The sequence below is a fragment of the Rhizobium sp. TRM95796 genome, assembly GCF_025779995.1.
Taxonomy (GTDB): Bacteria; Pseudomonadota; Alphaproteobacteria; order Rhizobiales; family Rhizobiaceae; genus Rhizobium_E.
In genome coordinates this window covers 30502-52706 of the sequence record NZ_JAOXHE010000019.1, presented here as the reverse complement: position 1 = coordinate 52706, position 22205 = coordinate 30502, and the positions used below count along the sequence as shown (strand labels likewise).

General features: G+C 63.0%; 21 protein-coding genes. 7 read left to right on the top strand and 14 right to left on the bottom strand.

Annotated features, from left to right (window positions below; all coding sequences use genetic code 11):
* Window positions 1-21: 21 nt before the first annotated feature.
* The 8 genes from OCK01_RS25740 to OCK01_RS25705 are packed head-to-tail and all read right to left on the bottom strand — an operon-like array spanning window position 22 to window position 9357.
* Window positions 22-786, bottom strand: a complete 765-nt coding sequence (locus tag OCK01_RS25740; protein ID WP_263826448.1) for a TIGR04290 family methyltransferase — start codon at window positions 784-786, stop codon at window positions 22-24.
* Window positions 783-1820, bottom strand: a complete 1038-nt coding sequence (locus tag OCK01_RS25735; protein ID WP_263826447.1) for a UDP-glucuronic acid decarboxylase family protein — start codon at window positions 1818-1820, stop codon at window positions 783-785. Before OCK01_RS25735 ends, OCK01_RS25740 begins: the two co-directional genes overlap by 4 nt.
* A gap of 20 nt (window positions 1821-1840) precedes the next feature.
* The gene (locus OCK01_RS25730) at window positions 1841-2947 is read right to left on the bottom strand and encodes a glycosyltransferase (protein WP_263826446.1); all 1107 of its coding nucleotides are present in this window, start codon (window positions 2945-2947) and stop codon (window positions 1841-1843) included.
* The gene (locus OCK01_RS25725; protein WP_263826445.1) at window positions 2944-4029 is read right to left on the bottom strand and encodes a glycosyltransferase; all 1086 of its coding nucleotides are present in this window, start codon (window positions 4027-4029) and stop codon (window positions 2944-2946) included. Before OCK01_RS25725 ends, OCK01_RS25730 begins: the two co-directional genes overlap by 4 nt.
* Window positions 4026-5144, bottom strand: coding sequence for a glycosyltransferase (locus OCK01_RS25720; protein ID WP_263826444.1), 1119 nt, complete (start codon window positions 5142-5144; stop codon window positions 4026-4028). Before OCK01_RS25720 ends, OCK01_RS25725 begins: the two co-directional genes overlap by 4 nt.
* Window positions 5145-5147: 3 nt before the next feature.
* Window positions 5148-6248 carry a glycosyltransferase family 4 protein gene (locus OCK01_RS25715; protein WP_263826443.1) on the bottom strand — a complete coding sequence of 367 codons (1101 nt, stop codon included), beginning with the start codon at window positions 6246-6248 and terminating at the stop codon, window positions 5148-5150.
* A complete protein-coding gene (locus OCK01_RS25710) occupies window positions 6245-8254 on the bottom strand; it encodes an NAD-dependent epimerase/dehydratase family protein (protein WP_263826442.1) in 2010 nt (669 codons plus the stop codon). The genes OCK01_RS25715 and OCK01_RS25710 overlap by 4 nt, the downstream gene beginning before the upstream one ends.
* The gene (locus OCK01_RS25705) at window positions 8251-9357 is read right to left on the bottom strand and encodes an NAD-dependent epimerase/dehydratase family protein (RefSeq protein WP_263826441.1); all 1107 of its coding nucleotides are present in this window, start codon (window positions 9355-9357) and stop codon (window positions 8251-8253) included. Before OCK01_RS25705 ends, OCK01_RS25710 begins: the two co-directional genes overlap by 4 nt.
* Window positions 9358-9554: 197 nt before the next feature.
* Between OCK01_RS25705 and OCK01_RS25700 the strand changes: the two genes are divergently transcribed.
* The 6 genes from OCK01_RS25700 (at window position 9555) to OCK01_RS25675 (ending at window position 14880) form a co-directional block, all read left to right on the top strand.
* Entirely contained in the window at window positions 9555-10094 is a 540-nt protein-coding gene (locus tag OCK01_RS25700) for a DUF1003 domain-containing protein (protein WP_263826440.1), read from the top strand.
* A 96-nt stretch (window positions 10095-10190) separates the two neighbouring features.
* Window positions 10191-11168, top strand: a complete 978-nt coding sequence (locus tag OCK01_RS25695) for an MDR/zinc-dependent alcohol dehydrogenase-like family protein (protein ID WP_263826439.1) — start codon at window positions 10191-10193, stop codon at window positions 11166-11168.
* The gene (locus tag OCK01_RS25690) at window positions 11165-12196 is read left to right on the top strand and encodes a Gfo/Idh/MocA family protein (protein WP_263826438.1); all 1032 of its coding nucleotides are present in this window, start codon (window positions 11165-11167) and stop codon (window positions 12194-12196) included. The genes OCK01_RS25695 and OCK01_RS25690 overlap by 4 nt, the downstream gene beginning before the upstream one ends.
* A 56-nt stretch (window positions 12197-12252) precedes the next feature.
* On the top strand, window positions 12253-12663 hold the full coding sequence (locus OCK01_RS25685; protein ID WP_263826437.1) for a DUF983 domain-containing protein: 411 nt from the start codon (window positions 12253-12255) through the stop codon (window positions 12661-12663).
* Between the two features lie 67 nt (window positions 12664-12730).
* Window positions 12731-13552, top strand: coding sequence for a manganese catalase family protein (locus OCK01_RS25680; protein WP_263826436.1), 822 nt, complete (start codon window positions 12731-12733; stop codon window positions 13550-13552).
* 14 nt (window positions 13553-13566) lie between these two features.
* Entirely contained in the window at window positions 13567-14880 is a 1314-nt protein-coding gene (locus OCK01_RS25675; RefSeq protein WP_263826435.1) for an NAD(P)/FAD-dependent oxidoreductase, read from the top strand.
* Window positions 14881-15026: 146 nt separating this feature from the next.
* Here the strand turns inward: OCK01_RS25675 and OCK01_RS25670 are convergent, their stop codons facing one another.
* The 6 genes from OCK01_RS25670 to nirK form a co-directional block, all read right to left on the bottom strand.
* Window positions 15027-15149, bottom strand: coding sequence for a hypothetical protein (locus OCK01_RS25670; protein WP_263826434.1), 123 nt, complete (start codon window positions 15147-15149; stop codon window positions 15027-15029).
* 817 nt (window positions 15150-15966) lie between these two features.
* Window positions 15967-16980 (bottom strand): IS110 family transposase, encoded by a 1014-nt coding sequence (locus OCK01_RS25665; protein WP_263826433.1) that lies wholly within the window; start codon window positions 16978-16980, stop codon window positions 15967-15969.
* 399 nt (window positions 16981-17379) lie between these two features.
* Window positions 17380-17853, bottom strand: a complete 474-nt coding sequence (locus tag OCK01_RS25660; RefSeq protein ID WP_263826432.1) for a pseudoazurin — start codon at window positions 17851-17853, stop codon at window positions 17380-17382.
* A 79-nt stretch (window positions 17854-17932) separates the two neighbouring features.
* Window positions 17933-18628: a Crp/Fnr family transcriptional regulator gene (locus OCK01_RS25655; protein ID WP_263826431.1), complete on the bottom strand. Its 696-nt coding sequence runs from the start codon at window positions 18626-18628 to the stop codon at window positions 17933-17935.
* Between the two features lie 69 nt (window positions 18629-18697).
* A complete protein-coding gene (locus OCK01_RS25650) occupies window positions 18698-19606 on the bottom strand; it encodes a formylglycine-generating enzyme family protein (protein ID WP_263826430.1) in 909 nt (302 codons plus the stop codon).
* A gap of 27 nt (window positions 19607-19633) precedes the next feature.
* Window positions 19634-20767, bottom strand: a complete 1134-nt coding sequence (nirK, locus tag OCK01_RS25645) for a copper-containing nitrite reductase (protein ID WP_263826429.1) — start codon at window positions 20765-20767, stop codon at window positions 19634-19636.
* A 188-nt stretch (window positions 20768-20955) separates the two neighbouring features.
* Between nirK and OCK01_RS25640 the strand changes: the two genes are divergently transcribed.
* On the top strand, window positions 20956-22173 hold the full coding sequence (locus OCK01_RS25640) for an NnrS family protein (RefSeq protein WP_263826428.1): 1218 nt from the start codon (window positions 20956-20958) through the stop codon (window positions 22171-22173).
* Window positions 22174-22205: the final 32 nt, after the last annotated feature.

The window sequence follows — 22205 nt, the reverse complement described above, 5'->3', positions numbered from 1 at the left end:
CTTATGGGCGCCCGTTTTCGTTTATCGCCGGGTCAGGATCGAGGGTGGCGGCTCGACCGCGTAGTGCCTCTGCCCGCGCTTGCAGAGAAACACCTCGCGCTCCGGCTGGGCGGTGATTTCGAAACCCGCGCTTCGCAACATGGCCTGCATCGCAGCCCCATTGGGGATGAACCAGTTGGTGGGATCATCCGCATAGCGTTCCTCGACGAAGAACAACTTGGGATAATCGGGCCGGTCGAACATCGCCCATTCGGAAAACGGCGTATTTTCCTCGGGCCGGAACGGCCGCTCATCGCCGCGCTGTAGGCATTGAAACAGCATCTCCCGGCCCAGCACATGCTCGTAGATTAGATCGAGCGCCAGAAGCGGATGGCGGAGATGATAGAGCACGCCCATGAAGATCACGAGATCGAAACGCTCGCCCAGGGCGGCGACGTCATAGACCGACATCTGCCGGAATTCGATGTTGAGGTCTTCCTGCTCGGCTGCAAACTGCGCCTGGCGGAGGTAATGCGGGTCGGCGTCGAGCCCGAGCACGCGGGTCGCGCCCCGCCGCTTCATCTCCAGCGAATAGAAGCCGGCATTGCAGCCGATATCGAGCACCGACATGCCCGACATGTCCTCGGGCAGCACATGCTTGAAGCCCTGCCATTTAAAGGCGGGGTAATCGCCGAGGAAATGGTCGGGCGCCGTCTGGATCCCGCCGATGCGGAGATTGTGAAACCAGGGTCCGAGCGCCGCGATCTCGCCCGCGAGGTCCTGCCCTGTCCGCTGCGCCGCTTTCATGCGCCCAGCTCCAAAGCCAGCCGCGCTGCTTCCGCCGGCGTCTTCGCACGGCGCGGGGCGGTCGAGGGACGTTCCGACAGCGTCCGGGCGAAATAGTCGATCATCTCGGCGAGACCCTCCGACAGCGGCACGGTCGGCTCCCAGCCGAGCAATTCCTTGGCGCGGCTGATATCGGGCCGGCGGCGCTGCGGATCGTCCTTCGGCAGCGGGCGATGAACGATCTGCGAACGGGTCGGCGTCATCGACAGCACCATGTCCGCCAGCTCCAGAATGGTGAATTCGCCGGGATTGCCGATATTGACGGGAACGCCGGGATTGGGATCGACGGTCATCAGCGCGATCAGGCCGCGCACGAGGTCGGAGACGAAGCAGAAGGAGCGGGTCTGTTCGCCATTGCCGTAAATGGTCAGCGGCTGGTGACGCAGCGCCTGCACGACCAGATTTGAAATGATGCGCCCGTCATTGGGCTGCATGCGCGGCCCATAGGTGTTGAAGATGCGCACGATGCGGGCGTCGACGCGGCCGAGCCGCAGCATGTCGAAGCACATGGCTTCGGCGGCCCGCTTGCCCTCGTCATAACAGGCGCGGGGGCCGGTGCAATTGACGTGACCCCAATAATCCTCGCGCTGCGGATGCTGCTCTGGATCGCCATAGACTTCCGAGGTCGACGCCTGCAGGAAGCTCGCGCCGTGCTTTTCCGCAAGCGCCAGCAGGTTCGCCGTGCCGACGACGCTCGTCATCATCGTATGCATGGGATCGGCCCGATATTGCGGCGGCGAGGCCGGGCAGGCGAGGTTGTAGATCTGGTCTATAGGCGTCTCAATGTCGAGCGCGCCGCAGATGTCATGCTCAATCAGCTGGAAGTCGGGATGATTTTCGAGCGGCTGCACATTGACGCGGGAGCTGGTGAGAAAGCTGTCCACCGCGATCACCCGATGGCCGGCGGCGAGCAGGGTGTCGCAGAGATGCGATCCCACGAAGCCCGCGCCGCCCGCCACGAGAATGGTCTTCTTTCCGTCGCGTCGTTCCAGCATGTTGCCGTCTCCTCTGAACATCAGGCAGAAATCTTGCGAAGGACGCTTTCGCGTCCGTCACTGTCGGCGGCGAGCGCCGCAGCGAGCTCGCGGGCGCGGGCCAAACCCGTATGGCCCGACAGCACCCGGCCATAGGCTTCGTCGGCGAGATGCCGGCGCGCCTCCTCGTCCATCTCGGTCAAGGTGCGAACCACCGTCAGCGCATGCAGAGCGATCACCACCGCTTCGCCATGCGGCAGGAGTTCGTCGAGACCGCGCCAGTGATCGCTGATGATGGGCGTGCGGCAGGCCGCCGCCTCGAACAGCCGCACGCTCGGCGACCAGCCGGCGGCGATCATGTCGGCGCGGGTGACATTGAGCGTGAAGCGCTGGCGGCTATAGAAGGCGGCATGCTCCGCCGGTGGCAAATGCTCGATCCGCTCGACATTGGCGGGCCAGTCGATGTCATCGGGATATTGCGGCCCCGCCACCACGAAGCGCATCTCGGGCAGTCGGCGGGCCGGCTCGATCAGAAGCTTTTCAAGCGTCGGCTGGCGATCGGGACTGTAGGTGCCGAGATAGCCGAGATCCCAGCGCGGCGCCTCGCCTGTGTGCGCATAGCGACCTTCATCCACCGAGCAATACAGCGCTTCGGCCCGGCGCGCGCCATATTTGCGCTCCAGCCGGGTCAGCACCTCGCCGCCGGAAAAGGAGAAATAGATGTCGAACACCGGGATCTGGCGCTTGGCGAGATATTCCTCGTCGCCTCTGTCCAGCTTGGCCAGCGTCACGGGCGTGTCGATATCATAGAAGCAGAGCTTCCTGAGCTGGAGTTCCGCCAGCCGGTCGATTACCTCGACGCCTTCAGGCACATAGGAGCCGACAATGACGGCGTCGGCCGCCGACAGTCGTTCGCGATGGGTCTCGATCAGTTCGTCAACCGTGTCGTAATAAAGAAGCTCGCAAAAATCGGGGTCGGGCAAGTCGCGATGCAGCGAATACCAGGGCGTTTCGCGCTCCAGGAAGGTGACGCGATGTCCCTCTGCCTTCAGCCCGCGCAACAGGGCGCGGAAGGTAGTGGCGTGGCCGTTGCCCCAGGAAGAGGAGAGCGTGAGGCCGACTATAACGATATCGAGCGGCTGGGTCATTCGGCGGCCTCCCGGACGAGCAGCGAGCGAAAGACGCGGTCGGCTTCCTCGGCGCGGCGGTCATAAGTGTGCTCGGCGAGCACGCGGATCAGCGCGCGCCGACCGATCTCTGCTGCCTGTTCCGACGTCAGCGACGCCATGATGTCGGCGACCTCCTGTCCGTCGCGCGCGACGAGGATCTCCTCTCCCGGCTTGAAGAATAGGTCGATCCCCTGCCAATAATCGGTGATCAGGCAGGCTCCGGCGCCGGCCGCTTCGAACACGCGCGTGGCGGGAGAAAAGCCGTATTCCGCCATGCTGGCGCGCGATATGTTGAGAACCGCCCGCGGGCTGACATTGAAGGCATTGTGATCGGCGGTCGGCACATGGCCGATCCTGACGACATTGTCCGACATCGGCTTGTCGCCCCATCCGGACCCGCCGAGCAGGAAGCGTTTCTCAGGCAATCGCGCGGCGGCGCTGAGGAAGAAATCTTCCACCCTCGCCTCGCGATCCGGCAGGCGATTGCCGAGGAAGCCGAGATCGCCGCAAAAACGCGGCTCGGCTGGGACCGGAAAATGCGTCTCCGGGTCGAGACCGTTATAGATCGGGATACTGCGGGACGCGCCGAGCGCGCGATAGGCGGAGACGACGGGATCGCCGCCGCCATAGGTCAGCACCGCGTCAAGCTTGGGCAGCATGCGCCGCAACGGATGGTCGGGCGCGGCCTGCAGTTCCGCCAGCGTCGCCGGCGCATCGACATCCCAGAAGATCCTGAGCGCGCCGGGCCGGACGGCGGCCATGACTTCGGTGAGCAGGAGTTCATCCTCGAAGCCCACGCCGCTCGCCTTCACCACGATATCGGCCTTGGCGGCCTCGGCGGCGACGCGCTTCAGCGCCTCGATCGTGCCGTCATAGACCACGACCTCGCACCAGTCCGGCGGATCGATGTCGCGGTTCTTCTGCCGGTCGTAGACATCGGGCTCGTAGAAGGTCACGGAATAGCCCCGCGCCGACAGCGCCCGGATCAGGCCGCGGTAATAGGTGGCGGCGCCGTTCCAATAGGCGGAGACGAGGCTGGAGCCGTAAAAGGCGATGTTCATTCGGCGGCCTCCTTGTTGCCGGTCTCTGTGCGTCCAAGCTTGCCGAGCACGTTCAGGAGTTCATCCACCCGATGCGCGCAGGTGTGGCGGCTCTCGATCGTCTCGAGGCCGGAGCGGATCAGCGAGGTCCGGAGATCTTCGTCCGACAGCACGTCGCGCAGGCGTTCGGTCATCTCCTCGCCGTCGCGGACAAACAGGAAATCCTGACCCAGGCGGAACAGTCCCTCGGCGTCGTCCCAGGGCGCGGAGATCAAGGGTATGCCTGAAGCCAGCGCCTCGAACATGCGGATGGTGGGAATGCCCGGCAGCGCCTCGACATAGGGACGGCGGGGAATATGCATGGTGACGCGATGTTCGGCGAAGGCGCGCGGCGCCTCGGCATTGGCGATCCAGCCGCCATAGGCGATCCCGGCCTCGCGGAGCGCCTGAAGGGCATGGTCTGGGTAACGCACCCCGCGCACCATGGCCTTCAGCCCGAGTTTTCTCACAGGTTCGACCAGGAAGGAGGCGATCTCGGCGCTGCGCTCGTCATCGCCCCAATTGCCGATCCAGATCAGGTCGCCGGTTTTCTCGACCTCGGGCATGGGGTGGAAGAGGCTCGTATCCGCCGCCTCGTGCCAGGTGAAGACGTTGCGGCCCCAGCCGGCGGAGAGATAGCGTTCCCGCAGCGTCTCTCCAAACGCCAGCACGCCGTCGTAATCGGAAAGATCGAGACCGGCGATATCCCCCTCCGCCGAGACGGCGCGGTGATGGGTGTCGTGGAAGATCAGCGTGAAGCGACCGCCGGCGCGTTTTGCGCGGCCGATGCGGGCGATTAGCACTGGGTCGGTCCATTCATGCACGATGACCACGTCGGCGGCGTCGAGCGCAGCCGCGTGATCGAAATCCTCTCCGTAAGCCGTAGATTTCAGATCGTGAAAACGGACATCGAAGGCGGCGATCGCCGCCAGACCCTGATCGCGCACCAGATTGTCTCGGCTCCAGGCGCCCTCCGGCTCCAGCGCGCGGGCGTCATGGCCGCGCTTGACCAGTTCGCGCATCACGCCGCGCAGGAAATGCGCATTGCCATGGTTCCAGTCCGAAACGAGGGAATGGGTGTAGAACAGAAAACGCATCGCTTACTCCGCAGCTTGTCTCCGGCCGGCGCGCGCCAGCGCCTGGCCGTAAATCACCATCATCGCCGCCGCCTGCCGTTCCACGGTGAAGGCGCGCGACCGTTCGAGCGCTTCTGCGCCCAGCGTCTCGCGCAGCGCCGGATCCACCGTCAGTCGGTTGATCGCCCGCGCCAGCGCCTCCGGATCGCGCGGATCGAAAAACAGCGCCGCATCGTTCCAGAGCTCGCGATAGGTCGGAATGTCCGAGAGAATCATCGCCGCGCCCGAACGGGCCGCTTCCAGCGCAACCAGGCCGAAAGGTTCGTAGAGCGAGGGCGAGACGAAGACGCCTGCTTCCTGCATCAGCGCCATCGTCTCCTGATGCGAGAGCGAGCCGCGCGTCTCGGCATGCGCAAAGGCGACGCTTTCACCGTTCGGACCCTCGGTCGGGCCAACCATGGTCACGGGCCAAAGCGAGGCGGCGGCGGCGGCGTCGAGCACGGCGCCGTTTTTGCCGTCGTCCCACCAGCGCCCGGCGGCGAAGACCATGTCGCGCTTGCCATAGCGCCGGGGCGGCAGGGCGGAGGCGTTTGGAACCACCGAAATCTTCCGCTCTCCGTAAGCTGAAATCAACGCATTGGCATGGGAAGCGCTCGGCGAGACCACGGCGTCGGATTGCTGGAGACCGGCGCGGTTTATCTCCTCATGCCAGCGCCAGTCATCAGGGATCTCGCCGCGCACAGCCTTGAACCAGGTCACCGGGCAGGAATGCGAGACGGTGACAACAGGCAGGTCGATGCGCAGCCCTGCTGCCTGCGACGGCAGGTTGAGATGCAGGAGATCCGCCTTTTCCTCCTCGATGAGACGACCGAGCTCATCCGGAAGGCGGGAGAGATCGTCGGGGCCTGTCGCCATCCAGTCGAGCGGCGTATCCAGCCAATGCAGCGTTCCGATGGATGCGGCCTCTTCGAGCAGCGCCAGCGACGGCTTGGGCCCTAGCCCGGCAAAGGCGATAGAGAAGCCCGCGCGGGTCAATTCACGCGTCAGGTCCATCGCGTAACGCCAGACGCCGCCGACGGCGTCGACGGTCATGATCAGCCGGGCCGTTGAGGCGGGGCCTGTCATGCCCGCGCCCTTTCGACCTGCGGCGCGAGCCCGGCGTAACGGTTGTCGATGAGCCAGTCCCGGAGATCGCGAATGCCGTCCCGCCAGGAGATCGCCGGCTTCCAGCCCACGTCACGGCGCAAGCGGCCTGTGTCGGCGACGAAATAGAGCTGGTCGCCCGAGCGCCAGTCGCCATGGGTTATCTCCAGGGTCGTCCCGGTCAGTCGCTCGATTTCGCGCAGCGCGATCTGCACGCTGACCGAATTGTGCGGCCCGCCGCCGAGATTGAAGGCGCGTCCCTTGACGGCGTCGATATTGGTCAGCAGCGCCCTGTAGGCCGCGACCGCGTCCTGCACATGCAGGATGTCGCGCACCTGCTTGCCGTCGCCATAGACCGAGATCGGTTTGCCTTCGAGCGCGCTGATGAGGAAATGCGCGACCCAGCCCTGATCCTCGGTGCCGAATTGGCGCGGGCCATAGATGCAGCTCATCCTGAGCACCGCGGTCGGCAGACCATAGGATTTGGCGTAATCCAGCACATATTGATCCGCCACGCCCTTGGAGCAGCCATAGGGCGTGCAGAAATCGAGCGGCCGCGCCTCGTCGATGCCGAGCGCGCGGATCTTTTCGTCACCGGGGATATATTTCTCGGCCAGTTCGACCATCTCGAGATCGGCGAGATTGCCATAAACCTTGTTGGTGCTGGCGAAGATCACGGCCGCGTTGCGGCCGGCCTTGCGCACCGCTTCGAGCACGTTCAGCGCGCCGCGCGCATTCACGTCGAAATCCTCGATGGGATGGACCAGGCTGGTCGTCACCGCCGTCTGCGCCGCAAAATGAAACACCGCCGAGGCGTCAGCGAAAACAGCCTCTATGCCGTGGGGATCGCGGATGTCGGCCAGCGCCGGGTGCACGCGGTCGCCATGCCGCTCCTTGAGCCAGCGCAGGTTTTCATCCACGCCCGGCCGGCTGAGATTGTCGATAACGATCACGTCGCGGCCTTCCGACAGGAAGGAATCGGCGAGATTGGAGCCGATAAAGCCCGCGCCGCCGGCCACCACAATCGGCTCGGCGCGCGGCGCGACAAAAGGCGTCGCGAGCGACGCGACTTCCCGAACCCGCTCCGCCCCGCCTTCGCTTAAGAGACGGGCGAGAAGCTTCGGCCGGTTGTCGGCGTCGACGGCGCCCAAATGGTAATGGCGGGGGTCAAACCACAATCCCTCCTGTACCGGCACATCGGCCGGCACGTCGCGCCAGCCGTACCAGTAGATCCGCTCCGCAGGCGCATCCAGCGCCTCGAGAAAGCGGCGCGCCTGCTGCATTTCGTCCTGCCGCCAGGTCGAATAGCCGGTTTCGGTGATCCAGATTTCCGCCGTGGGATTATACCGGTCGAGGATCTCGCGCATTTCGCCGAGATGGGCGCTCCAGCCGTTCCAGGTCTCTTCTTCACTGTCCCAGGTGCCGGGAAAGCCGTGGAAGCCGACGGCGGAGACCACCAGCAGCAAGCCGCGTTTGCCCATCAGGTCGAGCCAATAGGGGTCGAAGGGGCAGGGGCCGCCGAGCACGGCCTTCCAGCCGCGATGCTCGGCCCAATAGGCCGCGCCGCCGGCCATTTCGCAGAATTTCAGGAAATCAGAATCCTGCCGCCAATCCCAGTCGAGGAGATTGTTGGGCTCGTTCCACAGTTCGACATGCGTGAAATGCCGGCCGTAGCGCGTCAGAACGTGATCGACAAAATCGGCATAGGCCTTGAGATCGACAGGCGGTCCCGACGACTTGCCGGTCGACGACAGTGATGGCGGGGTATAGTGAATGCAGGGCAGGAGATCGATGCTCTGGCCCAGCCGCGGCATCAGCCAGTCGAACCATTCCTCGCCGCCGGGGGCGAGATATTCCGCCCAGGACAAATGGGTCCGAAGATAGCGCGCGCCGGCGCGGCGCATATCTTCGATCGCGGCTTCCGTTCTTTCATGCTCGCCCGGCCGGAACCATTCGACGAAGCCGTAGTTCTTGGCCGGCGCGATCATGCGACGAGCCCCCGTTCTTCGAGCTGTCGCTTCATTTCGGCGCCGCGATCCACCGCCTGGCTGTTCCGGACCCAGGCGACGAAAGGATCGAGCGAATGTTCGAGCTTGAGCTGCGGCTCGAAGCCCAGGAGTTCGCGGGCCTTGGAAATATCGGAGAAGCAGTTGCGGATGTCGCCGAGCCGCGCTTTCTGCAGGATCTCAGGCGCGAGATCCGGCCGGTCCATGGCCTCGGCCAAAAGACGCGCCACCTCGGCGATGCTGTAGCTCTGGCCGCTGCCGATGTTGAACACGTGGCCGGCGGCGCGCGGCTGCTCCATGGCGAGCCCGAAAGCGCGGGCGACATCGCCGACATGCACGAAGTCGCGACGCTGTTCTCCGTCCTCGAAGATCATCGGTCGCTGGCCATTGGCGATGCGGGCGGCGAAATTGGCGAGCACGCCGGTATAGGGATTGGAAAGCGCCTGGCCGGCGCCGAACACGTTGAACAGCCGGAGTGCGGCGGCTTCGACGCCATAGGCTTCGCCGAAGATCAGCACCTGCTTTTCCTGGGCGTATTTGGTGAGCGCATAAATCGAGGCGAGATCGACAGGCTTCTGCTCGTCGGTCGCCACCGGCATCAACCTTTCGCCGTCTGGACCGCGCGGATCCCATTCGCCGGCCTTGATGCGGTCCATCCTGCGGCGGATGAAGCCCATGCGCTTACCGGCTTCGTTTTCGTAGAGACCTTCGCCATAGACGCTCATGGAGGAGGCGACGACGATGCGGCGGACCGGCTTTTCGATGATCGATTCCAGGAGCACCGCCGTGCCGAGATCGTTGACGCCGACATAGCGGGCGATTTCATACATGGATTGGCCGACGCCGACTTCGGCCGCGAGATGAATGACATAGTCGACGCCATGAAGCGCCTTGACCACACTCGTCTTGTCGCGGATGTCGCCTCGATGGATTTCCGCCGCTTCCGGCGGGGCCGCCTCGGCGTCGCCATGCACCTGGTCGATCAGGGCGTCGAGAATTCGGACATCATACCCGTGAGAAAGCAACTCCTCGGCGACGTGACGCCCAATGAAGCCTGCGCCGCCGGTAACAAGAACTTTCGCCATAGCCTATCCACATCCGATCGAGGGAACCACATGGCCCCCCGAACCATGGCGTCCGGCAAATGTTCCTTCATCTTCTATGACAATGTCATCTTTGTCTTCTTATATGACTTCCCTCGCGCGCGAGTGCCGGACGCCCTCTGTGGAACGGCTTTCCGCCCAAGGCGTTGTGCGAGCGCAACCAACCGGAAAACCCGCTTATGACCCAGGACGCCGCTCAGACTGGCCCTGCGCCGCGCGAGGACATGTCCACGATCCTCGCCCGCAACATCGAAGCGCTGACGCAGAAGAAGGCGGAGGACGACCGCAAACAGTCGCGCCAGACCCGCATCGCCGCGGGCATCAGCGCCTTCGCCGGCAGCATGACCTTCGTCTATCTGCACATCATGATTTTCGTTCTGTGGATCGTGATCAATCTCGGCTGGCTGCCCTTCATACCCGCCTTCGATCCCACTTTCGTGGCGCTGGCCATGGTTGCCTCGGTGGAAGCGATCTTCATTTCCACCTTCGTGATGATCAACCAGAACCGCATGGCGGCGCTGGAGGACAAGCGCGCCGAGCTCAGCCTGCAGATCTCGCTGCTCGCCGAGCATGAAACGACGCGGCTGATCAGCATGGTCGAAGCGATTTCAAAGCATCTGCAGGCGCCGGTGACGGTGGAGGACCGCGAACTCCAGGATCTCAAGAAGAATGTTCCGCCGGAGCAGGTCCTGTCCGAAATCGAGAAGACGCAGGGCTGAAGCTTCTTCTTCAACATCTTCATCTTCTTCCGGAACATGCCGGCTCCTCTCCGGTTCGGCGCGAAAAGACATGGTCTGACGGAAGGGATTTTGAGCATGGATCAACGGACGGACGCCCTCAGCGAGGCGGTCATCATCACGGGACCGGGAGCAATCGAGGTCGCGACGCGGCCGAAGCCGAAGCCGGGGCCCGGAGAGGCGCTGATTTGCCTCGAAGGCTCGGGCGTCTGCGCCTCCAATCTCACGCCCTGGTCGGGGCCCGACTGGATGCAGTTCCCCACGGAGCCGGGCGGTCTCGGCCATGAAGGCTGGGGCGTCATCGAGGAACTGGGCGCCGATGTCCAAGGCTTCTCGGTCGGCGACAGGGTGGCTGCGCTCTCTTTCCACGCCTATGCCAGCCATGATGTCGCCCCCGTCGCCAATCTGGTCAAACTGCCTGAAGCGCTCGCCGATCAGCCTTTTCCCGGCGAGCCGCTCGGCTGCGCCATGAACATCTTCCGCCGCGCCGAGATCAAGCCTGGCCAGACGGTGGCGATCATCGGCATCGGCTTTCTCGGCGCGCTCCTGACCGAGCTCGCCGCCGGGGCCGGCGCGCGCGTCATCGCCATCGCCAGGCGTCCCTTTGCGCTCGATATCGCCCGCAACATGGGCGCGGCAGAGACGCTGGTGATGGACGATCACTGGCGGCTGATCGAGGAGGTCAAGCGGCTGACGGACGGCGTGTTCTGTGACGTGGTCATCGAGGCGGTGGGCAAGTCCTGGCCGCTCGATCTCGCCGCCGAATTGACGCGCGAGCGCGGCCGCCTGGTCATCGCCGGCTATCATCAGGACGGGCCGCGCCAGATCAATATGCAGCTGTGGAACTGGCGCGGGCTCGACGTGATCAACGCCCATGAGCGCGACACCGCCGTCTATATCGACGGCATCCGCGAAGCCGTTCAGGCGGTCGTCGAGGGACACCTGACGCCGGCCTCGCTCTACACCCATGTCTTTCCGCTCGACAAACTCGACCAGGCGCTCGACATGACCCGCGACCGTCCCGATGGTTTCATGAAAGCGCTGGTGACCCCATGAACGAACGCCTCCTCTCCGTTCAGGGCGCTGCCCGCCTGCCGCGCCTCGGCTTTCTCGGAACCGGCTGGATCGGTCGCCACCGTTTGGACGCGATCTTGAAGACCGGCTTGGTTCAGCCGGTCGCCCTGGCCGATCCCTCCGAGGATATGATGGATGCGGCGCTGGCGCTGGCCCCCGAGGCGAAGCGCTGCGCCAGTGTCGAGGATCTGCTCGATCAGGATCTCGACGGCCTGGTGATCGCCACGCCGAGCGCGCTGCATGCGGAGCAGTCCATCCGCGCGCTCGACCGCGGGCTTGCGGTGTTCTGCCAGAAGCCGCTCGGTCGCGATGCGCATGAGGTTGCCGACGTCGTCGCCGCCGCACGCCGCGCCGACCGCCTTCTCCGCGTCGATCTCTCTTACCGTCAGACCAGGGGCATGCAGGCGATCCGTGATCTCATACGATCGGGATCGCTCGGTGAGATCTTCGCCGGCGACCTCGTCTTCCACAATGCCTACGGCCCTGACAAGCCGTGGTTCTACGACAAGCGCCAGTCCGGCGGCGGCGCGCTGATCGATCTCGGGGTCCACCTCGTCGATCTCGCGCTCTGGACGCTCGATTTCCCCAAAACCGTGTCGACCTCGGGCCGCCTTTACGCCAAGGGGCGGCCGATCACCGGCGCAAGCCCCGAGGTCGAGGACTATGCCGAGGCCCGGATCGAGCTCTCGACCGGCGCAACCGTCCGCATCGCCTGCTCCTGGGGCCTGCATGCCGGACAGGACGCGGAGATCCGCGCCGCCTTCCATGGCGTGAACGGCGGCGCCGAGATGCGAAATGTCGGCGGCTCCTTCTATGATTTCGTCACCGAGGAATTTCACGGCACGACGCGGCATGAGCGTCACGCGCCACCAGAGGAATGGGGCGGGCTCGCAGCGGCGGCCTGGGCCCGCGATCTCGCCGCGGAAAAACGCTTCGATCCCGAGGCGGAAAAGCTCATCGCCGTCGCTGAGGTTCTCGACCGCATCTACCTGCCTGATTTCGGCGGCTGATCCTCTTTCGGGAACGGTGGGGTCCTTGGCCGGTTGTCGAACCGAAAGGCGACACCATGGACAATCAGGATCTCTACCACCCCACCACCAATCCCGCGCTGACAGGCGCGCTCGGCCGTTGTCCTCGTTGTCAGCTCGGACATCTTTTTCGGGGATTCCTCACGCTTCAGCCGCGCTGCGAGATCTGCGAGCTGGATTATGGCTTCGCAGATCCCGCCGATGGGCCGGCTTTCTTCGCCATGTCGATCGCCGCCGTTCCCGCCATGGCCTTCGCGCTCTGGCTGCAGACGGCGTATGACCCGCCGCTCTATATTCATCTTGTGGTCACGCTGCCTTTGACGCTGCTTCTGTGTCTCGTCCTGCTGCGGCCCCTCAAGGGCTGGCTGGTTTGTTCGCAGTATTTCCACAAGGCTGAAATGGGCCGGATCGATCGCGATTGGCGCGAACCGCCGGATAACCGGAGTTGATCGGCCAACATTCCGGGAACCTCTGGGCGAAACCCTTGTTGGGCGGCCTCCAACCAAGGAGAGCCCTATGTTCTACACCGACAACCAGCTCCAGTTTCCCGTTCGCGTCGAAACGCCGGATCCGCAATTCGCCCGCGCGCTTCAGCAGGCGATCGGCGGCGTCGAAGGCGAGATCCGCGTGGCAATGCAGTATTTCTTCCAGGCCTGCGGCGCCCGCGGCAATCCCAAATTCCGCGATCTCCTGATGAACACCGCCGCCGAGGAGCTTGGCCATATCGAGATGTTGGCCACCGCAGTCGCGCTCAATCTCGAAGGCGCTTCCGTCGGGATGAAGGAAGAAGTGTCCGCCGATCCCGTGGGCGGCGCGTTCCTCAACGGCATCAATCTAAAGAACTTCCTGTCTGCAGGCCTCTCGGCCATGCCTGTCGACAGCGACGGCGTGTCCTTCGACATGTCGCATATCTATGCCAGCGGCAATATCGCCGCCGACATGACCGCCAATGTGACGGCCGAATCCACCGGTCGCGTCCTGGCCGTCCGCCTCTATAACCTGACCAATGATCCCGGTATGAAGGAAATGCTGTCCTTCCTCATCGCCCGCGACACCATGCACCAGAACCAGTGGATGGCCGCGCTCGAGGAACTCGGCGGCGCCAGCGCCTTCCCGATTCCCAACAGCCACCCGCAGGATCAGGAACTGCGCGAATTCAGCTATGCCTATCTCGGCTTCCAACAGGATGGCTCCGAGCCTGCGCCGGGCCGCTGGAGCGAAGGCCAGTCCATGGACGGCAAGGGCGAATTCACCACCAAGGTCATGAAGCCGCTCGGCGGCATTCCGAGCCTTGGTCCGGCGAAGCCGAATAGCGGCGCCCAGGCCGAACAGATCTGAGGCCCATAGACCCCATGCTGCAGACCTCCGCTCCCGACGCCCGCCTCGCCTCCGACCACTCCGATCTGACGACCCCGTCGGCGGATGGCCGGCGGGTGGTGATCGTCGGGGGCGGCTTCGGCGGCCTCGCCTGCGCCCGCGCCATGGGCCGGGCGGCGCTCGACGTGGTGATGATCGATCGCCGCAATCACAATCTCTTCCAGCCGCTGCTCTATCAGGTGGCGACGGCGGCGCTGTCGCCCGCCGACATCGCCGAACCGATCCGCAAATCCCTCGGCAAATGCAGGAATGTGCGGGTTCTGATGGCCGAGGTCGTCGGCGTCGACACCACTGCGAAGCGGGTGCTGCTGGCTGACGGCCAGACGGTCGCCTATGATTGCCTCGTGCTCGCCACCGGGTCGAAATACAATTATTTCGGCCATGACGAGTGGCAGGAGGCGGCGCCCGGCCTCAAGACCATCCGCGAGGCCCGGCAGATCCGTCAGCGCCTGCTTTCGGCGTTCGAACGCGCCGAAGCGACGTCTGATCCGGAAGAGGCGCGGGCGCTGCTCACCAGCGTCGTCATTGGCGGCGGCCCGACCGGCGTGGAGATGGCCGGCGCGATTTCCGAACTCGGCCGTTTCATGGTCGGCCGCGACTTCCGCAATATCCGCCCCGAGGATCTCCGGGTTCTGCTGGTGGAGGCGGGACCGCGCATCCTGGCTGCTTTCCCGGAAGAATTGACCGATTACGCCGCCGATTATCTGCGAAAGATGGGCGTTGATATCCTGCTGGGCCAGCGCGTCACCGATGTCGGTCCCGGACGCATCGCCATAAACGGGGCGGAAATGGCGGTCGGCGCGATCATCTGGGGCGCCGGCGTCAAGCCCTCGGCGGCTGCCCGCTGGCTGGGGCTATCAGGCGATGGCCGCGTGCCGGTCGATTCCAGGCTCGCCGTCGAAGGCTTCCAAGACATCTACGCCCTCGGCGACACCGCGCTCGCGCTTGGCGCGGATGGCAAGCCCTATCCCGCTCTGGCGCAGGTCGCCAAACAGCAGGGTCACTATCTCGGCAAGGCCTTGAATAAAAGGATCCTCGACGGTGCCGTTGCAGCGCCCTTCATATTCCGCAACAGGGGCAACACGGCTGTGATCGGCCGCAATGCGGCGATCTTCGATTTCGGCAGCTGGAGGCTGAAGGGTCGACTGGCCTGGCTGCTCTGGGCAATCGTCCATGTCTTCCTGCTGATCAGCTTCGAAAAGCGGCTGCTCGTGTCGATACAGTGGATCTGGCGCTACATCACCCGCCAGCGCGGCGCCCGCATCATCGATGAAGACCCGCATCTTTGACCGAGACATTGCAAGCTGCCCCCCTATCTCAGATCACGAGCCGGAGGAGATGTGACCTAGCTTGACAATATACTCCCGGACACTATCACACCTAAGAGGTACTTCCGCCGCAACCGTGAGCGTTGACTACCGTTTAGCGACAGACGCTAGGCTTCTTCAGGATTAAGACGCCATTTTTCTCTATGCTTTCCAACTGGAGCAGGGGTGCCATGCGCCGGCAACACTGCAGCTATTTTGCCTATATTGATACCTAAAATTGAAATCGTCATGGATCGGCTCTTCTTCCTTCAATGAGCGATCATCATACTCGATGTCCTCGGAAGGGCGGGCCATCCCATAATCAACAATCCGGACCCTTTGCAAAGGTCACTCGTTGCGCGTTATCTGCGGGACTGCGGCTATCGCGTCATCGAGGCCACAGATGAGAATGAAGCTTTGACCGCCATGACAACTGTAGACGTTGATGTGCTGATTAGCGACCTATAGCTGCATGGCAAATCGGGCTTCGAGCTGTCCTCAGAAGCCAAAGGCCTCAAACCTTCGTTGAAGGTTGTCTTAACCCACTCCCCCGAGCGGACGGCGAAAGCTGCTGATGAACTGTGTGAAGGAGGGCCGGTCGATCATCTGAACTGATGGGGTGGATGCCCCCTCCGGCCGGCATCGGAGTATGATGCCTGTCCAGCGCCATGGTGGCGCTAACGGAGGAAAGGCAGATGACACAGGTGCATATCCTTGCGATCGACCTTGCAAAGCGGAGCTTCCAGGTTTGTGGGACGGATCGCGGCGGGGCATGGGTGGATGCCCCCCGGTTTGGCAAGAAAAATTTTCTAACGACTGTCTGCGGACGAGGAATTCTATCGGTCGTGTGTCAGGCCTCATAATGTGGCCTGAAGTAGCCACGGGCCGGGATGCAGTTCGAAGAACAGGGTCCACATCGGTTCAGAGAGCTTGGTTGGCTCGAGCCCCGGGACTGGCTTACCCCGTCCTGAACATTGAAGTCCTTTCCGCATCGTTCCGTCAGTCGATCTTCTCACCGGAGCTCATCACCCCAGGCATTCCGCATTGCCGCCCAAGGGAGGCAGCGGATCATGCCATCCTGTATTTCTGCTCCCTTGTCATCATCGCCCATATAATGCGCGCCATCTTGTTGGCGAGTGCGACGGCGGCGACCATTCTCGGTTTCCGGCCGAGAATGTGGCCGAGCCAATTATCTGGAAGCACGCCCTTGCGGACGATCCATCGAATAAGACTCATGGCCTCAACGATCAGTAATCTGCGAATATCGGTTTGTCCCATTTTGCTGACACCGCCCAGACGGGTCTTTCCACCCGTCGAGTGCTGTCTTGGAACGAGGCCGAGCCAGGCGGCAAAGTTTCGACCGCTCTTGAAAGCACGAAGATCGGGTGCGAAAGTAAGGATCGCGCCGGCGGTCACAGGGCCCACGCCAGGAACAGTGCAGAGACGTCGCATGTCTTCATTCGACTTCGTGGTCTCGCGAAGCTTCAGGCTCAGTTCGTCGATCTTTTCGCTGAGCAGCTCGATCTGATCCAGGTAGAGCTGGCCGATCACGCGAACGCTATCCGGCAGATCAGCAGCCTCATCAGCCAGTATGCCTGGGACCGCACCGAGATTGGCAGGGCCTTGGGCAACGACTATTCCGAACTCTGCCAGATGGCCGCGCAGGGCATTGATGAGCTGGGTGCGCTGGCGCACAAAGCACTGGTGGGTGCGGAATGCTACTGCGCGCGCCTGATGCTCGGCACTCTTGACCGCGACGTAGTGCATGTTCGGACGTAGCGCGGCCTCCGCAATCGCGGCTGCATCGGCGGCGTCATTCTTCTGGCGTTTGACGAACGGCTTCACATAGATTGGTGGTATCAGCCGTACGTCGTGGCCGTGACTACGCGCGAACCGTCCCCAGAAGTGACTTGTGGCACACGCTTCCATTGCCACGATGCACGGCGCCTGCTCACTTAGAAACTGCTGCAATCGAGCCCGGGACAGTAGCCGGTTGAATAGAACCGCCCCGCCGCGATCCGTCCCACAGACCTGGAAGCTCCGCTTTGCAAGGTCGATCGCAAGGATATGCACCTGTGTCATCTGCCTTTCCTCCGTGAGCGCCACCATGGCGCTGGACAGGCATCATACTCCCATGCCGGCCGGAGGGGGCATCCACCCCATCAATTCAGTCAGCCTGATCATTTTTTCATCAAAGGCGCGGACCAGAACTTCAAAGCCCCCATAGTACTACGAGATCATAGCACCCTATCGTCAACCTCCAATTTGGGAGGATAGCCCTCATCAAAGAGGCTGTAGCAATGCGTACCCGTTTTGTGGCACTTCCTACATAATGCAGGGGTTGTAGAACAATCCAGCGATCTTCCCTGCAGTCGCCGTTAGTGACGAAAAGATAGCGGAGCATATACTCAGCTCCCCGACGCAGAAGGCGGCCAAGACTTTCGCCGTCGGCCGCTTTGATACGCATGACTTCTGTGGATGTCAGAGGCCCAGCGCGCTGATATCATTTTCGACACGCTCGCGGGCCTTTTTCGGCAGTTTTGCGGATTTGACTGCGTCGAGATTGGCCGGCGCATCGCCTACGACCACGACGGCGGCCATGCCCATGCCGAAATGCGGCGCGCATTTTACGAGATAGGCACCTGGCACGGTGAAGGTGATCTTGATCGCCTCGTTCATCTTGCCCTTGAAGGCTTCGGCGCCGGCCGGGATGAGATCCTTGACGCTTTCAGCGTTGTGGCTTTTGTCGGTTGGAACGAAGGTGACCGTGTCGCCAGGGGCGACCTTCAGGCCACCGGGTTCGAACACCATCGCACCGTCTTTGCCCTTGTTGAGCATGTGGATTTCATGGTCGGCCGCCTGAGCGCCAAGGGGCAACGCCAAAGAAATTACGGCTGTAGCAGCGAGGGAGAGGAGGGTCTTGGTAATCGGTCTAGCTCCGGTTTGAGAGCGCATTCGGCTCTGTTGAGAAGACCATAATCGTTTCGCCGAGGCGCTCTTTGCGGTTCGTCAAAGATCTGGAGGAAAGACAGACTTAGCGGTTTGAGGCGTCGGCGAGGGCCTGCAGCCCCTTGACGTCGCGCACCAGAAGTTTCTGCCGTCCGCCCTCGACCAGCCCCTTGGATTCCCAGGCGCTGAGAATGCGCGAAACAGTGTGAAGCGTGGTGCCGGTCATCTCGGCGATGTCCTGGCGGGTGATCGGGAAATCGATGCGCACGCCGTTTTCGGCCGGCTTGCCCGCCTGCTGGCTGAGCCGCAGGACCGTATGGGCGACCCGGCGCTCCACCTCTTCGGTGGACATTTCCCGAATGCGCGTATGCGCCTCTTCCAGCCTTTGGCCGATCGTATTGAGCGCGCTGACGGCCAGATGCGGGCTGCGGTCGATGAATTGCGGCCAGGCATCGGTCGGCCAGGACATGGCCAAGCTTTCCGTCACCGTCAGCGCGGTGCCGGGATAGTCGTTGCGCCGCAGCGCCCGCGCGAAGCCGAAAAGGTCGCCGGGATGGACGACGCGAACGATGATCTGCTGGCCGTCCTGGGTGACCTGCGTCACCTTCAGCCGGCCATTGATGAGGAGAAAAAAATGCGTCGCCGGCGCGCCTTGCTCGAAAAAGGCTTCGCCGGCATCCGCCCGCTTGGGAATGGCCTGCGCGATCAGCGCGTCGAGATCGCCGTCCGGCATGCGTTCGAACATGGAAAAACGGCGCAGGACGGTTCTATCGATCTTCACGGAATTCTCCCCGGTCTTTGGCGCTACGATAACCGATGGAGAACCTCCGCAATTGACATAGAGCAAGCGTCACGAAATAAGCCCGCTCTCCCTAAGCCGCATCAAAGCCCTGGCGTACCAGCGATCGTCGTGGATCAGGCGAAATCCGAGATTGGCGGGCGGCGCGCCGACTGAGCAGCCGCCGGTTTTTGGATCGCGAACAAAATCGCTCATCGGCGACCGGTGTTGGCCCACGGTGACATAGACGCCGCAGGCCGAGACGGCGGACGCGGTCCGGTCAGTTGCGAGATCGACGCGGCGATGGCAGGTGGTGGTCCACTCCCAGACATTGCCGGCGAAATCGGCGAGGCCATAGGCGTTCTCGCCGAAATGGCCGCGTTCCCGTGGCTCGGGATCGCTGGCCGCCTTGCGCGCGGTCTCGCGATCGTAATCCGCCAGCCAACGCAGAGCGGGATTGTCGCTATCCTCATCGACGCCGAGCGCATCGTCGGGAAAGCGGTCGGCAGCCGCATAGGCGATTTCCTCATGGCTCGGCAGCCGCCAGACCTCGCCGGTCATGCGGCTCAACCAGCGGGCATAGGCGCTGGCGTCGTCGAAGCTGACGCCGGTTACGGGACGATCGTCTCCATGGCGGTCAGCCTGCGAAGTCGCGGCGCAGGCATGGGCGTCGACGCAACGGCGATAGTCGGCTTCCGAGACCTGGTACTTCATGACCGTCAGCCCGCCCAGCCCCTCTTTCTGAACCATCGGCGCGTCGACGGCGAACCCATTCCGATAAAATTCGCCGTCCGCCCGATAGCGGAAGGCGTGATCGGGAATGATCACCGTCTCGGGCGCGAGCGCCGGATCGGCGCCCGTCTGGCCCTGGCCGACGCCCAGTTGATGGGCGACGCCGAGCGAGAAGGCGAGGAGAAGCGCAGCCGGCGCGGCGACCGAGAAGAACGAGACGGTCTTGGGTATGAAAGTCTGGCCCGTCATGGCGATCTCCTCGGTTTCTCCGCCCGGTTAGTGGCTGTTCGGCGACACGATCGCCGTCATCAGGTCGTTGTCCCAATCGCCCTCGACCTTGAAATGGGCGGCTGCGCCCTTCTCGAAGGCCTCGATCAGATTGTGGTTCACATAGGCGTAGATGCCGGGCTGGTGGAATGTGTAGAACGCAGCCCCTGCCGCGCCGCCGGGAATGAACCAGGTCTCCTGGTCGAGTTCCGGCGGATTGGCGAATTTGCCGGTCGCCCAGACATAATCGCCGTGACCGCCGATCAGATGCGGGCGGGTGTCGCGGTTGGCTTGCGAATGCAGGATCAGCACGTTTTCGCCGACCTTGGCCTTGAGCGCATTGGCACCGGTGAGCGCGCCGACGGCGCCGTTGAACACGATATGGCTGGGAGTGAGCGTTTTCATCACCTCCAGCGTGTCGGCATAAGCGTCGCCATGGCTTTCATATTTCTTGTAGGCGCCGGTCTCGTCGCGCGGCACGTAGAAATCCTGCTCGCCGACATAATAAACGCGGTCGTAAACGAGATCATGGCCCTTGTGATCCTTGAGACCATCACGCGGCAGCACCATGATCGCGCCATTCATGCCCGAGGCGACATGCCAGGGCACCATTCCGGGAGGGGCGCAGTGATAGACGAACACGCCCGCCTTCGTGGCCTTGAAGCGCATCACGGCCTTTTCGCCGGGATTGACGATCGTGAGAGCGCCGCCGCCCAGCGCCCCGGTGGCCGAATGGAAATCGATATTGTGCTGCAACTCATTGGTTTCGGGGTTGATCAGCGTCAACTCGACATAATCGTCCTGATGAACAACGATCATCGGTCCGGGAACGGAGCCGTCGAAGGTCATCGCGTGGACTTCCGTCCCTTCGTCGTCGACGACGATCTTCTTTTCCTGGATGGTCAGCGTCACCTCATAGATTTTCGGGGCACCTTCAGCCTTCTGGCTATGGGCATGGACGAAGGGCGGCTTGACCAGCTCGAGCTTTACCCGTTCGAGGGTCGAGAGGTCGACCGGAGCCGGCTTCGCAGCGAGCTTGTCGTTGGCCTGGGCGACGCTGGCGGCCACGAGCGGCGCCATGGCGCCTGCGAAAGCAGCGCCTGCGAGGATCGAGCGTCTTGTGATCTGGAATTCATTGCTCATCGGACATCTCCTTGGTCTGAACGGTTGTCTTTCCGTCCTGTCGAAGAAGAACCTAATCGATGAGCGCTCTTGTCTCTTTGCGCCAGCACAATATCCTCAGGCTTTGCGCGCTTTCTCTGAACTTGTGTTTTCGCAAAGAGCGCAGGTTTGGCCGTCTTTACTATCGCCTGATCAAACAGGAGATTGTTATGACGCTGACACGAGACGCAATTGATAAAAGACAGACCCCGCGCGGTTTTTCGGCGCTGGGCCCAACATTGTTTTCATACGGGTTCAGGCCTTTCTTCTTGGGCGGAGCGATTTGGGCCTGCCTGACCATGCTCCTCTGGATAGCCTCGCTGTCAACAGGCCTGGAAATCGGCGGCGACTATGGCGCGCGCGCCTGGCATGCACATGAAATGCTGTTCGGCTTTGGTTCGGCCATCGTCGCTGGCTTTCTCTTGACGGCAACGCCCAATTGGACGGGCAGATTGCCGATTTCGGGTCCACCCTTGATTCTGCTCTTTCTTCTCTGGGCGATAGGCCGGCTCGCGCTTCTGTTTCCCGATGCGCTCGGCGTCATTCCATCCGTTGCGATCGAAGCCGCCTTCCTGCCGGTCATGACCATCGTCTGCGTCCGCGAAATCATCGCCGGCCGCAAATGGGCGGATCTCAAGGTCATGGCCGGTCTCGGGGCTTTGCCGCTCGCCAATCTCTGCTTCCAATACGAAGTCATTGCCGAAGGCGGTCCTGATCATGCCGCCCGCCTAGGGGTCTCGGCCTATCTGATGATGATCATCGTGGTGGGCGGCCGCATGTTGCCGAGCTTCACCCGCAACTGGCTGGCCAAAGCCGGCAGGACGAATTTCCCTGTTCCCTATAATCGCTATGACACGACCGTAATCCTCGCCTCGCTGCCTGCTCTGGCGCTCTGGATCGCGCAGCCGGACGAGAGGATCACCGGCACGGCGACGCTGGCGGCAGCGGCGCTTCATGCGGTAAGGCTCATTCGCTGGAAGGGCTGGACGACAAGCCGGGAGACGCTGGTTAGCGTTCTGCATATGGCCTACGCCTTTATCCCGCTGGGTTTCCTTGCCATCGCCGCTGCGGCCTTCGATGTTCTTGATCCCGTATCGAGCCTGCATGTCCTGACGGTCGGCGGCGTGGCGACGATGATGCTGGCGGTGATGACCCGCGCCACGCGCGGCCATACCGGCCGGGCGCTGACCGCCTCACGGATGACCTGCCTGAGCTACGCCGCCCTCCTCGCCTGCGCGCTCATCCGCCCGCTCGCCGGCCTTTTCCCGGATCAGTTGGCGCTGATCTATGCGGCAGCGGGACTGCTGTGGATCGGCGGTTTCGGTCTCTACATTCTGGAATATGGCCCGATGCTGGTTACCCGCCGCCGGCAGCCGATCGGCGGCTGACGGGAGATGCAAAAAAGCCGGGAGGGGTCGAT

Bases quoted from the DNA above. Each gene is read 5' to 3' on its own strand.
- OCK01_RS25740 (WP_263826448.1), bottom strand. From the start codon at position 786: ATGAAAGCGGCGCAGCGGACAGGGCAGGACCTCGCGGGCGAGATCGCG.
- OCK01_RS25735 (WP_263826447.1), bottom strand. From the start codon at position 1,820: ATGCTGGAACGACGCGACGGAAAGAAGACCATTCTCGTGGCGGGCGGC.
- OCK01_RS25730 (WP_263826446.1), bottom strand. From the start codon at position 2,947: ATGACCCAGCCGCTCGATATCGTTATAGTCGGCCTCACGCTCTCCTCT.
- OCK01_RS25725 (WP_263826445.1), bottom strand. From the start codon at position 4,029: ATGAACATCGCCTTTTACGGCTCCAGCCTCGTCTCCGCCTATTGGAAC.
- OCK01_RS25720 (WP_263826444.1), bottom strand. From the start codon at position 5,144: ATGCGTTTTCTGTTCTACACCCATTCCCTCGTTTCGGACTGGAACCAT.
- OCK01_RS25715 (WP_263826443.1), bottom strand. From the start codon at position 6,248: ATGACAGGCCCCGCCTCAACGGCCCGGCTGATCATGACCGTCGACGCC.
- OCK01_RS25710 (WP_263826442.1), bottom strand. From the start codon at position 8,254: ATGATCGCGCCGGCCAAGAACTACGGCTTCGTCGAATGGTTCCGGCCG.
- OCK01_RS25705 (WP_263826441.1), bottom strand. From the start codon at position 9,357: ATGGCGAAAGTTCTTGTTACCGGCGGCGCAGGCTTCATTGGGCGTCAC.
- OCK01_RS25700 (WP_263826440.1), top strand. From the start codon at position 9,555: ATGACCCAGGACGCCGCTCAGACTGGCCCTGCGCCGCGCGAGGACATG.
- OCK01_RS25695 (WP_263826439.1), top strand. From the start codon at position 10,191: ATGGATCAACGGACGGACGCCCTCAGCGAGGCGGTCATCATCACGGGA.
- OCK01_RS25690 (WP_263826438.1), top strand. From the start codon at position 11,165: ATGAACGAACGCCTCCTCTCCGTTCAGGGCGCTGCCCGCCTGCCGCGC.
- OCK01_RS25685 (WP_263826437.1), top strand. From the start codon at position 12,253: ATGGACAATCAGGATCTCTACCACCCCACCACCAATCCCGCGCTGACA.
- OCK01_RS25680 (WP_263826436.1), top strand. From the start codon at position 12,731: ATGTTCTACACCGACAACCAGCTCCAGTTTCCCGTTCGCGTCGAAACG.
- OCK01_RS25675 (WP_263826435.1), top strand. From the start codon at position 13,567: ATGCTGCAGACCTCCGCTCCCGACGCCCGCCTCGCCTCCGACCACTCC.
- OCK01_RS25670 (WP_263826434.1), bottom strand. From the start codon at position 15,149: ATGACGATTTCAATTTTAGGTATCAATATAGGCAAAATAGCTGCAGTG.
- OCK01_RS25665 (WP_263826433.1), bottom strand. From the start codon at position 16,980: ATGACACAGGTGCATATCCTTGCGATCGACCTTGCAAAGCGGAGCTTC.
- OCK01_RS25660 (WP_263826432.1), bottom strand. From the start codon at position 17,853: ATGCGCTCTCAAACCGGAGCTAGACCGATTACCAAGACCCTCCTCTCC.
- OCK01_RS25650 (WP_263826430.1), bottom strand. From the start codon at position 19,606: ATGACGGGCCAGACTTTCATACCCAAGACCGTCTCGTTCTTCTCGGTC.
- nirK (WP_263826429.1), bottom strand. From the start codon at position 20,767: ATGAGCAATGAATTCCAGATCACAAGACGCTCGATCCTCGCAGGCGCT.
- OCK01_RS25640 (WP_263826428.1), top strand. From the start codon at position 20,956: ATGACGCTGACACGAGACGCAATTGATAAAAGACAGACCCCGCGCGGT.